14 protein-coding genes and 1 pseudogene are annotated in these 12,905 nt (G+C 44.4%); 2 read left to right on the top strand and 13 right to left on the bottom strand.

Annotation, left to right across the window (positions count from 1 at the left end; all coding sequences use genetic code 11):
* Window positions 1-14 precede the first annotated feature (14 nt).
* From C9I43_RS03075 to ffh, 6 genes are all read right to left on the bottom strand, one after another.
* Entirely contained in the window at window positions 15-1,106 is a 1,092-nt protein-coding gene (locus tag C9I43_RS03075; RefSeq protein ID WP_107882036.1) for a 3-deoxy-7-phosphoheptulonate synthase, read from the bottom strand.
* A 255-nt stretch (window positions 1,107-1,361) separates the two neighbouring features.
* Window positions 1,362-1,715, bottom strand: a complete 354-nt coding sequence (rplS, locus tag C9I43_RS03070; RefSeq protein WP_076496925.1) for a 50S ribosomal protein L19 — start codon at window positions 1,713-1,715, stop codon at window positions 1,362-1,364.
* Between the two features lie 34 nt (window positions 1,716-1,749).
* Window positions 1,750-2,496, bottom strand: a complete 747-nt coding sequence (gene trmD / locus C9I43_RS03065) for a tRNA (guanosine(37)-N1)-methyltransferase TrmD (RefSeq protein ID WP_107882034.1) — start codon at window positions 2,494-2,496, stop codon at window positions 1,750-1,752.
* 15 nt (window positions 2,497-2,511) lie between these two features.
* The gene (gene rimM, locus C9I43_RS03060) at window positions 2,512-3,042 is read right to left on the bottom strand and encodes a ribosome maturation factor RimM (RefSeq protein WP_107882032.1); all 531 of its coding nucleotides are present in this window, start codon (window positions 3,040-3,042) and stop codon (window positions 2,512-2,514) included.
* Window positions 3,043-3,062: 20 nt separating this feature from the next.
* Window positions 3,063-3,314: a 30S ribosomal protein S16 gene (gene rpsP / locus C9I43_RS03055; protein ID WP_006080788.1), complete on the bottom strand. Its 252-nt coding sequence runs from the start codon at window positions 3,312-3,314 to the stop codon at window positions 3,063-3,065.
* Between the two features lie 217 nt (window positions 3,315-3,531).
* The gene (gene ffh / locus C9I43_RS03050; RefSeq protein ID WP_076496928.1) at window positions 3,532-4,905 is read right to left on the bottom strand and encodes a signal recognition particle protein; all 1,374 of its coding nucleotides are present in this window, start codon (window positions 4,903-4,905) and stop codon (window positions 3,532-3,534) included.
* A 304-nt stretch (window positions 4,906-5,209) separates the two neighbouring features.
* Between ffh and C9I43_RS03045 the strand changes: the two genes are divergently transcribed.
* Together C9I43_RS03045 and C9I43_RS03040 are read left to right on the top strand one after the other, a co-directional pair.
* The gene (locus tag C9I43_RS03045) at window positions 5,210-5,998 is read left to right on the top strand and encodes a cytochrome C assembly family protein (RefSeq protein WP_076496929.1); all 789 of its coding nucleotides are present in this window, start codon (window positions 5,210-5,212) and stop codon (window positions 5,996-5,998) included.
* 99 nt (window positions 5,999-6,097) lie between these two features.
* Window positions 6,098-7,371 (top strand): annotated as a pseudogene (locus C9I43_RS03040) (HlyC/CorC family transporter).
* Between the two features lie 98 nt (window positions 7,372-7,469).
* On the opposite strand, the gene C9I43_RS03035 reads toward C9I43_RS03040, so the two are convergent.
* The 7 genes from C9I43_RS03035 to lepB form a co-directional block, all read right to left on the bottom strand.
* A complete protein-coding gene (locus C9I43_RS03035) occupies window positions 7,470-7,994 on the bottom strand; it encodes an Mpo1 family 2-hydroxy fatty acid dioxygenase (RefSeq protein WP_107882030.1) in 525 nt (174 codons plus the stop codon).
* A gap of 194 nt (window positions 7,995-8,188) precedes the next feature.
* A complete protein-coding gene (gene acpS, locus C9I43_RS03030) occupies window positions 8,189-8,572 on the bottom strand; it encodes a holo-ACP synthase (RefSeq protein WP_107882028.1) in 384 nt (127 codons plus the stop codon).
* The gene (gene pdxJ, locus C9I43_RS03025; RefSeq protein ID WP_107882026.1) at window positions 8,572-9,309 is read right to left on the bottom strand and encodes a pyridoxine 5'-phosphate synthase; all 738 of its coding nucleotides are present in this window, start codon (window positions 9,307-9,309) and stop codon (window positions 8,572-8,574) included. The genes acpS and pdxJ overlap by 1 nt, the downstream gene beginning before the upstream one ends.
* 70 nt (window positions 9,310-9,379) lie before the next feature.
* Window positions 9,380-10,090: a DNA repair protein RecO gene (recO, locus tag C9I43_RS03020; RefSeq protein ID WP_107882024.1), complete on the bottom strand. Its 711-nt coding sequence runs from the start codon at window positions 10,088-10,090 to the stop codon at window positions 9,380-9,382.
* Window positions 10,091-10,116: 26 nt separating this feature from the next.
* The gene (era, locus tag C9I43_RS03015; protein WP_107882022.1) at window positions 10,117-11,133 is read right to left on the bottom strand and encodes a GTPase Era; all 1,017 of its coding nucleotides are present in this window, start codon (window positions 11,131-11,133) and stop codon (window positions 10,117-10,119) included.
* The gene (rnc, locus tag C9I43_RS03010; protein ID WP_107882020.1) at window positions 11,130-11,810 is read right to left on the bottom strand and encodes a ribonuclease III; all 681 of its coding nucleotides are present in this window, start codon (window positions 11,808-11,810) and stop codon (window positions 11,130-11,132) included. Before rnc ends, era begins: the two co-directional genes overlap by 4 nt.
* Window position 11,811: 1 nt before the next feature.
* Window positions 11,812-12,729 (bottom strand): signal peptidase I, encoded by a 918-nt coding sequence (gene lepB, locus C9I43_RS03005; RefSeq protein WP_076496937.1) that lies wholly within the window; start codon window positions 12,727-12,729, stop codon window positions 11,812-11,814.
* Window positions 12,730-12,905: the final 176 nt, after the last annotated feature.

Raw genomic sequence — 12,905 nt, 5'->3', positions numbered from 1 at the left:
AGGCTGTGGCTAATTTAAGCTACGGCGACGTTAAGTTCCACAAAGCGTGTTGGGAGTACTGAAGATAACTTTGATGCCCCATTACGTAAAATTGCTTCCGTTTTTTGCCAATTAATACAAGAATCTGTCACAGAAACACCATACGCTAGCTCATGCAGCGGTTTATCACAACTTTGATTCCCTTCGTTTAAATGACTTTCCAGCATGACACCAACAATTGATTTATTGCCATTATGAATTTGCTCGAACACATCTTCACAGACACTCTTTTGGCGGCTGTAATCTTTGGATGAATTACCGTGACTGCAGTCAATAATCAGACGCGCATTAAGCTTAGCCTTATGCAATTGCAGCTCGCACTCAGCTACGCTGGCGGCGTCATAGTTAGGTGTTAGACCGCCCCGTAAAATGACGTGACCATCTGGATTACCTGCAGTTTGTAATAATGCCACTTGCCCCTGCTGGTTAATACCCATAAATCGGTGGCTGCTAGCCGCAGATTTAAGTGCATTAATTGCGACTTCTAACTTACCATCGGTACCATTTTTAAAGCCAACGGGCATAGACAAACCGGATGCCATTTCTCTGTGGGTTTGCGATTCTGTGGTACGTGCACCAATCGCTGACCAAGTCACTAATTCTGAAATATATTGCGGACTGATAGGATCGAGAGCTTCAGTTGCAACTGGTAGCCCTAATTCTGCAAGCCAAATCATCAATTCTCGGGCCATTTTCAAACCCTTTTCAACATCAAAGGATCCATCCATATCAGGATCGTTAATCATGCCCTTCCAACCAACGGTGGTACGCGGCTTTTCAAAATACACGCGCATTAAGATATAAAACTCATCGCTAAGTTCATCGTGTAGCGTTTTAAGCTTTAGGGCATATTCTTTGGCGGCGGCGATATCGTGGATGGAGCAAGGACCTGTGACGATCAATACTCGGCTATCACGTTTATGGACAATATCAGCCACGGTTTTACGGGCATTTAGGATATAACGGTAAGCATGATCAGGCAGCGGCAATGCATTTTTAAGCTCTTGCGGGGTAATTAATACTTTCTCTGAACTGATATGTACGTTGTTAATCGTATCTTGTTGCATGCTTACCACCTAATACTGAGTATTTAATCCGTTGTTGAAGTGATACCTAAGCAACGGGATTTCATTTCATAATGACCAATAGTGTCACCATTCAAAGCGAACTGCTGTAATGGTGCAACATTACAAGCGAATGACTACTATGCCTGCACATACCATCGAGATCAAGTAAGAATACTCAAAAAATAGCAACAAAAAACCGCCACTAGGGCGGTTTTCTGTGCGAACACTACGTCTTTTTTTCTGTAGCGGTAACTATTACTTAGTTCCCAGCTTCTCACGGATACGTGCAGATTTACCTGAACGCTCACGTAGATAGTACAGTTTGGCACGACGAACGCGGCCACGACGCTTAACTTCAATGCTAGCGATCAGTGGGCTGTGCGTTTGGAAAGCACGCTCAACACCTTCGCCATTAGAGATTTTACGTACTGTGAATGCAGAGTGCAGACCACGGTTACGCTTAGCAATTACCACGCCTTCGAAAGCCTGTAAACGCTCTTTTTCACCTTCTTTAACACGAACCTGAACTACTACTGTATCACCAGCACCAAACGCAGGTACGTCTTGTTTCATTTGCTCATCGTTGAGCATTTTAATGATGTTGTTCATAACTTACTCCGTTCTAGAATTAACTGAGCTACGACTAAGCATGCTTGTTCATTGCTTCAACGAACTGCGCTAATTGAGTCGTTTGTTCGTCAGTCAGAGCTAGATTTTGCAATAATTCTGGCCGTCTCAGTAAAGTCCTACCAAGGCTTTGCTGTAAACGCCAGAGTCTAATTTGTTCGTGGTTGCCACTTAGCAGCACTGCCGGTACGTCAAGGCCATCAAGGCTTTCAGGGCGAGTGTAATGTGGACAATCCAGTAAACCGTCGGAGAAAGAATCTTGCTCCGCCGAAGCTTGTTTTCCTAGCACGCCAGGAACCAATCGCGATACTGAATCTATCAGAGTCATCGCTGGTAATTCGCCGCCCGAAAGCACGTAATCCCCAATCGACCATTCTTCATCCACTTCCGTTTGAATGATACGCTCATCAATACCTTCGTATCGACCACACACCAAAATCAAACGCGATGATTGAGCCAACTCAGTGACGCCTTGCTGATCCAACTTGCGTCCCTGAGGTGACAAGTAAATCACCTTCGCACCTTCACCCGCTGCAGCTTTCGCCGCACGGATGGCATCACGCAAAGGTTGCACCATCATTAACATTCCGGGACCACCGCCGTAAGGTCGATCATCTACCGTATTATGTCTATCATGGGTGAAATCACGAGGATTCCACGTGTGCAACTCAAGCAGGCCGTTTTTCACGGCTCGACCCGTAACTCCAAAGTCTGTCACGGCACGGAACATCTCTGGGAACAGGGTTATTACCCCTAACCACATCTGTTGTACCTCGACTTAGAAGTCAGGATCCCAATCCACTAAAATCTGTTTACCTTGCAGATCCACCGTTTTGATGAACTGCTCAGGGACAAAGGGGATCATACGTTCCACTTTGCCGAAACTATCTTTAGCGTTGGCTTTAACAAGTAGTACATCGTTTGATCCTGTTTCCACGATCTGATCGACGACACCCATGTTATAACCTGTTGTATTGACCACTTCGCAACCGATGAGATCGCGCCAATAAAATTCATCTACTGGCAAGTCATTCATCTGTTCCGGCAAAATCGCAATCTCACAATTAGTGAGTATTTGCGCTTGCTCCCGTGTTTCTACGCCGTCAAGTAAAGCCACTAAAGCCTTGCCTTGATGACGCCACTGTGTGACCTTAATTTCGCGCCATTCACCATTTTCTTTAATAAGCCAAGGCGAATAGTCAAAGATACCTTCAACAGAATCGGTATAGGCGGTGATTTTCAGCCAACCTTTAATGCCATGACAGGAGCCTAATTTCCCCAGTACGACTGGCTGTTGGTTACTGCTCATCAATCTATACCTTAACGCTATTAAGCAGTTGCTTTACGAGCGTCTTTAATCAATTTTGCTACACGTTCTGTAGCAGCTGCACCGTTAGAAACCCAGTGCTCAACGCGTGCTAGGTCTAAACGTAACGTTTCTTCTTGGCCACGGGCCAATGGGTTGAAGAAACCAACACGTTCGATGAAACGACCGTCACGAGCGTTACGGCTATCAGCAACAACGATGTTATAAAATGGACGCTTTTTTGCGCCGCCACGAGCTAAACGAATGGTAACCATGCGTTTTCAATCCTCTAATGATTTGCTTGAAGCAAAAATAAAAACTGGAACCCCGTGTTCGCGAAGAGTTCCAGATAGAAAGCCGAAAGATTTTACCTGAGTTTCCAACGAATGCAACCTAAGATGGCGATTATTAAACCTACCACCTTAGTACACTCATCATCACAATCAGAACCTACCGACTGATAACGTATTAAATTCAACCAGAAATGTATGATTAACGCCCAGGAAACTTCATTCCTGGTGGCATCATGCCACGCATACCGCGCATCATTTTTTGCATGCCGCCTTTAGCCGACATTTTTTTCATCATTTTTTGCATTTGGGTAAATTGCTTAAGCAAACGGTTTACATCTTGGATTTGCGTACCAGAACCCGCAGCAATACGACGTTTGCGTGAGCCTTTGATTAAGTCAGGATTCTTACGTTCCTTAGACGTCATCGAATTGATCATGGCTTCCATTTGGCCGGTCATTTTGCCATCTTGGATTTGTGCTAAGGCCTCTGGGGGCAATTGACCTACGCCAGGCAGTTTTTCCAGCATGTTCATCATGCCGCCCATGTTTTTCATTTGCTGTAACTGTTCACGGAAATCTTCTAAATCGAAACTGCCACCTTGCTTCACTTTCGAAGCGAGCTTCATGGCCTTTTCTTTATCTACGCCACGCTCCACTTCTTCGATAAGCGATAATACATCACCCATGCCGAGAATACGTGAAGCAATACGATCCGGATGGAACGGTTCTAGCGCATCCGTTTTTTCGCCCACACCGAGGAATTTAATCGGCTTACCTGTAATATGGCGAATCGATAACGCTGCACCACCACGCGCATCACCGTCGACTTTGGTTAAGATAACCCCGGTCAATGGTAATGCTTCGTTAAATGCTTTGGCCGTATTCGCCGCATCTTGACCTGTCATCGCATCAACAACGAATAAGGTTTCAATAGGCTTAACCGCAGCATGTAACGCTTTGATTTCGTCCATCATGGCTTCATCGACATGCAAACGACCTGCGGTATCGAGGATCACCACATCGATGAACTTTAATTTAGCGTGGGCAATAGCTGCCTTAGCGATATCAACGGGCTTTTGGCTGACGTCCGATGGAAAAAACTCCACAGCGACTTCTTGCGCTAAGGTTTCAAGCTGTTTAATCGCCGCAGGACGATAAACGTCGGCGCTGACAACTAATACTGATTTTTTATGACGCTCGCGTAAAAACTTACCCAGTTTTGCCACACTGGTGGTTTTACCTGCGCCTTGCAGGCCTGCCATCATAATTACGGCAGGCGGCTGAGTCGCTAAATCTAAAGCTTCATTCGCCTCGCCCATAGACTTTTCAAGCTCGTTTTGAACGATCTTAATAAAGGCTTGACCAGGGCTTAAGCTTTTAGAGACTTCTTGGCCAACAGCACGTTCTTTTACGTTATTAACGAATTCGCGTACTACAGGTAGGGCAACATCGGCCTCCAGCAGTGCCATACGCACTTCGCGCAGAGTTTCCTTAACGTTTTCTTCAGTTAAGCGACCACGGCCACTGATATTTTTCAGTGTGCGTGACAGTCTGTCGGTTAGGTTCTCAAACATCGTCCCGTTCTATACCTTTAAAGAGTCTCTATTGATAGATGATATTATAACGATGCATGCACATTATGCTACTACTGCACTCATCTTGATGGTGCTTACTTGATTGTACTTAAGTGTTTTACTTGCTTTGTGTCATGTTTTATCGCTGATGACACATTATTTATGCATAACAATAAGAATCTGCTAAATTTTGCAACTCATGTCACTGCCCATTTGCCAACAGCTCATGTTATTCTAGGGAAAATATTGATCTGTATGCCCCGTTTTTAAGGCACCTTTAACTACACAAATAGGTTAATTACCCATGGTCATCTTTTCTGCCTCAGCCATGTTTTTTTACTGCATTGCATTGGTATTAGTGACGAGTCGATTATTTCATCCAGAAGGGCCAAATCGCCGCGCTGTCGCAAGCTTTGCGGCTATTGCAGTGATATTACATGCAGCTGCACTCTCACAAGTGATTTTCACCACTGATGGTCAAAACTTTAGCCTGACGAATGTGATTTCCTTAGTAAACTGGATTATCGCTTTCACCTTTACCATATTGATGTTTAGGTTAAAAGTGATTGTAGTCGTACCCGTCGTTTATGCCTGTTCGGTACTCTCAGTTGCCTTACTCTGGCTGTTACCACCTAAGTTTATTATTCATTTTGAACTTTACCCTGAAGTATTAGCCCATGTAGTGTTATCGCTCATGGCTTACAGTGCCCTAATGATTGCAGCGCTATATGCGATACAATTGGCGATGATCCAAAATAAACTGAAGAAAAAACAATTTATGCTGAGCCCTGGTATCCCACCACTTATGACGGTTGAGAAACAACTTTATCATTTGGTGATTATCGGCGTTATTCTGCTCAGTTTGTCACTTGCTACCGGATTTATTTTCCTCGACGACATGTTCGCCGATGGCAAAGGTCACAAGGCAATTTTATCTATAATGGCATGGTTTGTTTATATAACTATGTTGTGGCAGCAATATTGGGTAGGTTGTAAGATAAAGACAGCGGTCATTTACACGCTAACTGGCGCAGGCTTACTTTCGCTTGCCTATTTTGGCGCACGTATTGTCAAAGAGTTAATCCTCAGCTAAACATTTAAGTCGGCAAAGGCAGTTAATCCTGCCGCCGACTTGACACTTTTTTTAAATGTCGGTATTTAATTAAGTTTACTGGCCATATTGGAGCCTTTTTTGGACGCTATATCGACAAGCGCACTCCTGATCATTTTATTAGTGCTTATCCTATTCTCAGCCTATTTTTCAGGCTCAGAAACCGCAATGATGACTCTCAATCGCTATCGTTTACGCCACTTAGCCAATAACGGCCACAAGGGAGCGATTCGGGCTTTAAAACTGCTTGAGCGTCCTGACCGTTTAATTGGCTTAATTTTGATCGGTAATAACTTAGTCAACATTTCAGCCTCTGCCATTGCGACTATCATTGGTATGCGCCTTTGGGGTGACTTAGGTGTGGCTATTGCCACTGGTGTACTCACCTTAGTTGTGCTCGTTTTTGCTGAGGTTACGCCAAAGACTATTGCAGCTCTCAATCCTGAACGTATTGCCTTCCCTTCTAGTATATTACTTATCATACTTTCAACGGTTTTCGCCTACGTTGTTTCAGGTGTTAACTTGATAACCACAGCTATTTTACGGCTGTTGGGGATAAAAACGGTAAACAGTAGCGATGCATTAAGCCAAGAAGAATTACGCACCGTAGTGCATGAAGCTGGCGCGCTCATCCCCCAACGCCACCAAGAAATGCTGTTATCAATCTTAGATTTAGAAAAAGTCACTGTTGAAGATATTATGGTGCCGCGCTCTGATATTTACGCAATTAACATGAATGATGAGTTTAAATATATCAACCGTCAGGTCATTCAAAGTCCACATACCCGCGTGCTAATTTATCGCGACACCATCGACGATGCGGTGGGCTTTATTCATTTACGCGATGCGCTGCGCCTACAGTCTAAAAAGCAATTTAGTAAGTCGTCTTTACTGCGGGCAGTAAAAGAGCTCTATTTCATCCTTGAAGGCACGCCACTTAACGTACAGCTGGCTAACTTCCAACAAAATAAAGAACGTATCGGCTTAGTTGTCGATGAGTATGGTGATATTCAAGGTTTAGTCACACTTGAAGATATTCTTGAAGAGATTGTTGGTGACTTCACCACCTCAATGTTAACAGCCCGAGTGACGATATTCAGGTACAACAAGATGGTAGCTATCTCGTCGACGCGGGCATAACTATCCGCGATTTAAATAAAGAGATGAAGTGGAATTTCCCAACCGATGGCCCTAAAACCCTCAATGGTCTTATTCTGGAATATTTAGAAGAAATCCCTTCAGTCAATACCAGTTTACGTTTGGCTGGCTATCCTTTAGAGATAGTCGATGTGGCAGAGAATATGATAAAAACCGTGCGTATTATGCCGCAGTTTTATTATCCACCGAGAACTTAACCCTCAATGACAGAATCGGCCAAGCAACATTGTTATACATACAGCCCAGCCGATGATGTCTATTTCAATTGAAACAATATCCAGCAATACACTCACTGCTATCTAAGTTTTTGAGCCTCAAGCGCACGGCGTTTTTCAATTGCCATCGGCGTTATTTGCGTTTTCAGTGCTTTTTCTAAGCCCAGCATAAAATAGACTTCTGCCATCAAAAAAAATGGCCCAATTAATAGCTGATTTAAATCATCCACAAAAGCAGGTTTGGCTTTTTCATATTGATGACCAATTAACTGCAACGCCCAGCCCATCACAAACACCCCTAGGGCCAGCCAAGTCGCGCCGGCAATATGCGCAGCCCACTGCGTAGTCATTAGTACTGGGATCATAAATAAAATGAGCCCTATTGAGAGCCTTAGGTGTAAACGAACATAATAAGCTAACACAAATACGCCCACGATAACTGCTAAGCTGGTTTCACCAATCCCCCCCAATGGAATACGTACAGTGGCCAGCAACAGGAAAGCAGACCAAATAATCAGTGGGATACCAATAAAATGCGTTTGAATATTACGCTGATTTAGATGCACACTTTTGTAGGTTGATAACTGCTCTACGGCGGATTTCATTTCGGGCCCCTTTAAATTTACAGCTGCTATTATCAGCATCCAATAAGGATATATTGAAGCACCAAGCTAACGTAAAATAACTGGAGTGAACAGTAAAAGTGTATAAATTGTTATGCGCTATGATAAAAACTCTCTGGCAAATAAAAAAGGAACCCGAAGGCTCCCTCATATAATGAATAAATACAGATATTTACCTATTGGGATTCGATGATGACTGTTGCTATTGCGTAAGACTTTTCATCTGCAATAGAGATATGCCCGATCACTGCATTAAGTTGTTGCAAACGCGCTAAAGCCCCATCAGTAAAATGAATCATCGGCGCACCATCATCATTATTGCCAATGTGAATATGCTGAAACGACACACCGCGACCAATACCGGTGCCGAGCGCTTTGGCTGCGGCCTCTTTTGCAGCAAAACGCTTGGCAAGATAGCGACTTGGCTGACTATGGGCAGTATAAATGGCCAACTCAGCCTCGGTCAGCACACGTTTAGCGAGCTTGTCGCCTGCGCGCGCCACATGCGCCTCTATCCGCTCAATTTCAACGATATCGGTACCTAAACCAACAATCGCCATTATTCGCCTCGGCGCCCTTCAAGCATTAACATTTTCATGTCTTTCACTGCTGTCGCTAAACCGTCAATGGCAGCACGTGCGACAATCGCATGGCCAATATTGAGCTCGTATAACTCAGGAATTGCCGCAATAGGCTTGACGTTGTGATAATGCAGGCCATGACCTGCGTTAACGACTAAACCTTTGCCATGGGCATATTTTGCCATTTCGCTAATACGCGCTAACTCAGTGGCTTCTTGTGCTTGCGTTTTAGCATCGGCATAGCAACCCGTGTGGATTTCGATAAGCGGAGCCCCTGATGCAACCGCTGCATCAATTTGGCTTTTATCGGCATCAATAAATAACGAGACTTGAATACCTTCTACGGCTAAACGCCTTACTGCTGCGGTGATTTTATCCAATTGCCCTGCCACATCTAAGCCGCCTTCAGTAGTCACTTCTTGGCGTTTTTCTGGCACTAAACAGACATAAGTTGGCTTAATTTCACAGGCGATATTGAGCATTTCTTCGGTTACCGCACATTCAAAATTCATGCGAGTTTTTAATGTTTTTGCGAGTAGATATACATCACGATCGATGATGTGGCGTCGATCTTCACGTAAATGAATCGTTATGCCATCGGCGCCAGCGTGTTCAGCTACCGCAGCGGCATGCACTGGATCAGGATAGTTAGTGCCACGGGCTTGGCGCAGGGTCGCAATATGGTCGATATTCACGCCCAATAGGATACGGCTCATCGGGAACTCCTTAATTATTAACGCTGATATTGCGGCCTATTGTACTTAGGCTCGCGCTAAAAAACAGGCGCTAAGGCGAATTATTCGCATCAATTTTAGTCGGCGTGGCAGAGTTGATAAACAATTGTCGACTGAGTAAAGGTTTAGCCCCGAGTAATGGCTTTAATAAAGACCGCATCAATAACTTTGCAGTTAAAAACTGCTCATCATTAAGCTGATTATCACTTAAAGCCAAGAGCATAGCCCCCTGGTAGGCATTGCGGGCACGGGAGTTAAGTACAAATTGAAAACCTAACTCGGGCACTAATTGATAGTAATCTTCAGGGTTCAGCGGCTCACCTTGCGTATCACGGCCAAGTGAGGGCATAGCACCCAGTTCTTGCAGTAAGGCCAGTTCAATGTAGCGCAATTGGGATTGGCAAAATCTAGTTGCTAAACCAACTAAAGCCTGATGATAAATGAGGAATAATGCTTCGGCATTGTGCTGTACAGACAAAGTACGCACCAGTAACTCATTGATATACATGCCAGCAAATAAACTATGGCCTGTAAGCGGCACAGCGGGTGCTGCGGCTTCAACTTGGGTTAAGGTTTTTAATTCAGATCTGCCGCTAAATTCAAAAATCAGCGGCTGGAAAGGCTGGAGAATACTCTTAATTGAACGCTTACCGCTGCCCGTTCGGGCAACCACATCAACTCGTCCAATGCCGTCAACTAAAAGGTTAACTAACACACCGGACTCTCGATATGGACGATGATGCAGAACATAACCACGTTTCATCGGTAAGCGCTCGCAGGAATTAAAATTTAATCTTCGCCGTAACCTAAGCTACGTAGGGCACGTTCATCATCAGCCCAACCCGATTTCACTTTCACCCACACTTCGAGGAAAACTTTATTATCAAACATGGTTTCCATGTCTAAGCGCGCTTGGGTTGCAATAGTACGAATACGCTCGCCTTTGCTACCAATTACCATACGTTTTTGGCCTTCGCGCTCGACAAGGATCAAGGCATTAATTTGATAAACACCGTTCTCCATCATCTTAAACTGTTCAATTTCAACCGTAGCATCGTAGGGCAATTCATCACCGAGGAAACGCATCAGTTTTTCACGCACAATTTCCGACGCCATAAAACGCTGCGAGCGATCGGTAACATAATCCTCAGGGAAGAAGAATGGTCCTTCAGGAATTGATGCCGCCGCCAGCTCCAAAATTCGCTGGACGTTGGTGCCTTTACTGGCAGAAATGGGTAAAATCTCGTCGAACGGATATTTTTTAGCCACTTCTTCCAAATACGGGAATAGTGATTCTTTATCTTTGATATTGTCGACTTTGTTGATTGCCAGAATCGTCTGACGCTCTTCGCCGCCACGGCGTAATTTACTCAGCACCATCTCGTCATCGGCAGTCCACGTCATGCCGTCGACCACAAAAATCACCATTGCTACATCGGCAAGCGAACTGGCTGCGGCGCGGTTCATCAGGCGGTTAATCGCCCGTTGCTCTTCAATGTGCAAACCTGGGGTATCGATAAACACGATTTGCTTAGGACCATCGGTATGAATACCCATGATACGGTGACGCGTCGTTTGCGGCTTTTTAGAAGTAATACTCACCTTCTGTCCAAGCAAGCGGTTAATTAACGTCGATTTACCAACATTAGGGCGACCAATGATCGCCACCATACCGCAATAAGTCACATCATATTGGGCCGACGGCGTTGGCGCAGCCGCATTCATCCTTGCCAGTAATTCATCTAAACTCGGCTCAGTGGCCATATTGGCAACATCCTTACCTGACAAGTCTGTTTTTTTGATCATTTCTTTAGTAACTCCAATACTTGAGCCGCCGCGATTTGCTCGGCTTTACGGCGTGAGCTGGCAACACCAATCACGCTTTGACTCAAATCTTCAATGCGACATTCAACGGTAAATGTCTGATCGTGGGCATCGCCTTCGATGTTGATGACTTGGTAGTCAGGTAACGGCTTTTTAAACCCTTGCAAATGCTCTTGCAGTATCGTTTTAGCATCTTTTTGGCTGATACCCGGCTGGATTTCGGCCAAACGTTCAGCATACCATTTCAATAATAATGCCCGGCAAATTTCAAGATTAGAATCAAGGTAGACCGCGCCAATAATGGCTTCGACCGCATCAGCAAGAATTGACTCGCGTCTAAAACCGCCACTTTTTAGTTCACCAGGCCCCAAATATAAATAGTCACCGAGCTTAAATTCTTGAGCGATGACAGTTAACATATCACCGCGCACTAACGTGGCGCGCATCCGGCTTAAATCGCCTTCGGTCGCCTTCGGAAACTGATGGTATAGCGCATCAGAAATCACGATAGATAAAATTGAATCGCCTAAAAACTCTAAGCGCTCATTGTGTTTATTTGCCGCACTTCTGTGAGTCAGCGCTTGCGTCAACAGCTCAATATTATTGAACTCATAACTTAACGTACGACACAAACGTGGCAAATTTTTAATCGGTTCCATGCTATTTAATTCCACCTACACGCTCAAAACGTACACCGCTTGGTACCCAACTAGGGATAAAGTCGGCCTTTGAACGATCAAATTCAAAACTAATCCAAATCGCTACTGCTTTACCAACAAGGTTTTCTTCGGGTACAAATCCCCAGAAACGGCTGTCAGTACTGTTATCACGGTTATCACCCATGGCAAAGTAATGCCCTTCAGGCACTAAAAACTCACCCGCGGGTAAATTACCTTCACGCTTAAAATAGGCCAACATATCGGGACGACCCGGGTTGATCAAAATATCGTGGGTAACCTCGCCTAACTGCTCGGTATAACGCAGTAATGGCACGCCATCTTGGTTGTACTCACCACGGTTGACTTCAGTACGGGCGATAACCTGTGGTTCAGGACAATCGGTTTGCTCAACACCGCAGGCACTTTGAATCATCAACTGTTTGTTACGATAAATAATTCTATCACCAGGTAAACCTACGACACGTTTAATGTAGTCAATGGTAGGATTTTCAGGATATTTAAACACGATCACGTCGCCACGTTTAGGCTCGCCCGTTTCGATCAGTTTATTACGCCATACCGGATCTTTAAGACCATAACTAAATTTTTCCACCAGAATAAAGTCACCCACAAGCAGGGTTGGCATCATAGAGCCCGATGGAATTTGAAATGGTTCATAAATGAATGAACGTAGGATCAGTACGAACGCAATCACAGGGAAAATAGAATGTGCCGTTTCGACAATGGTCGATTCACGAATGATTTGGTACTCAGCTTCTTCAGTCAAATTGGCTTGAGAAGCTTTTGCTAACGCTAAACTTTCACGACGCTTTGGGGCAAAAAAGAGCACATCGACTAACCAAATAATCCCTGAGAACAGGGTGATGATTACTAGAATAATTGAAAAATACGCTGCCATTGATTATTGAACTCCTGCTTTAAAAATAATTAACCTATCCTAACTCAGCGAATATCAAACTTTAGTTAACTTACCGCACTTGTCCTTGATAAATCCAAAGGCATAAATCAACACGATAACCTAACTAAAGCGCCGCAAACAGCGGCGCAATAGTCAACTAAATTGTCACGTTCTTA

It is taken from the genome of Shewanella morhuae, assembly GCF_003028295.1.
In the GTDB taxonomy this organism is placed as follows: Bacteria; Pseudomonadota; Gammaproteobacteria; order Enterobacterales; family Shewanellaceae; genus Shewanella; species Shewanella morhuae.
This window is presented reverse-complemented; position numbering and strand designations above follow the sequence as displayed.

What these genes read in the sequence shown, in the direction of transcription:
- C9I43_RS03075 (WP_107882036.1), bottom strand. Translation starts at nt 1,106, where the DNA reads ATGCAACAAGATACGATTAACAACGTACATATCAGTTCAGAGAAAGTA.
- rplS (WP_076496925.1), bottom strand. Translation starts at nt 1,715, where the DNA reads ATGAACAACATCATTAAAATGCTCAACGATGAGCAAATGAAACAAGAC.
- trmD (WP_107882034.1), bottom strand. Translation starts at nt 2,496, where the DNA reads ATGTGGTTAGGGGTAATAACCCTGTTCCCAGAGATGTTCCGTGCCGTG.
- rimM (WP_107882032.1), bottom strand. Translation starts at nt 3,042, where the DNA reads ATGAGCAGTAACCAACAGCCAGTCGTACTGGGGAAATTAGGCTCCTGT.
- rpsP (WP_006080788.1), bottom strand. Translation starts at nt 3,314, where the DNA reads ATGGTTACCATTCGTTTAGCTCGTGGCGGCGCAAAAAAGCGTCCATTT.
- ffh (WP_076496928.1), bottom strand. Translation starts at nt 4,905, where the DNA reads ATGTTTGAGAACCTAACCGACAGACTGTCACGCACACTGAAAAATATC.
- C9I43_RS03045 (WP_076496929.1), top strand. Translation starts at nt 5,210, where the DNA reads ATGGTCATCTTTTCTGCCTCAGCCATGTTTTTTTACTGCATTGCATTG.
- C9I43_RS03035 (WP_107882030.1), bottom strand. Translation starts at nt 7,994, where the DNA reads ATGAAATCCGCCGTAGAGCAGTTATCAACCTACAAAAGTGTGCATCTA.
- acpS (WP_107882028.1), bottom strand. Translation starts at nt 8,572, where the DNA reads ATGGCGATTGTTGGTTTAGGTACCGATATCGTTGAAATTGAGCGGATA.
- pdxJ (WP_107882026.1), bottom strand. Translation starts at nt 9,309, where the DNA reads ATGAGCCGTATCCTATTGGGCGTGAATATCGACCATATTGCGACCCTG.
- recO (WP_107882024.1), bottom strand. Translation starts at nt 10,090, where the DNA reads ATGAAACGTGGTTATGTTCTGCATCATCGTCCATATCGAGAGTCCGGT.
- era (WP_107882022.1), bottom strand. Translation starts at nt 11,133, where the DNA reads ATGATCAAAAAAACAGACTTGTCAGGTAAGGATGTTGCCAATATGGCC.
- rnc (WP_107882020.1), bottom strand. Translation starts at nt 11,810, where the DNA reads ATGGAACCGATTAAAAATTTGCCACGTTTGTGTCGTACGTTAAGTTAT.
- lepB (WP_076496937.1), bottom strand. Translation starts at nt 12,729, where the DNA reads ATGGCAGCGTATTTTTCAATTATTCTAGTAATCATCACCCTGTTCTCA.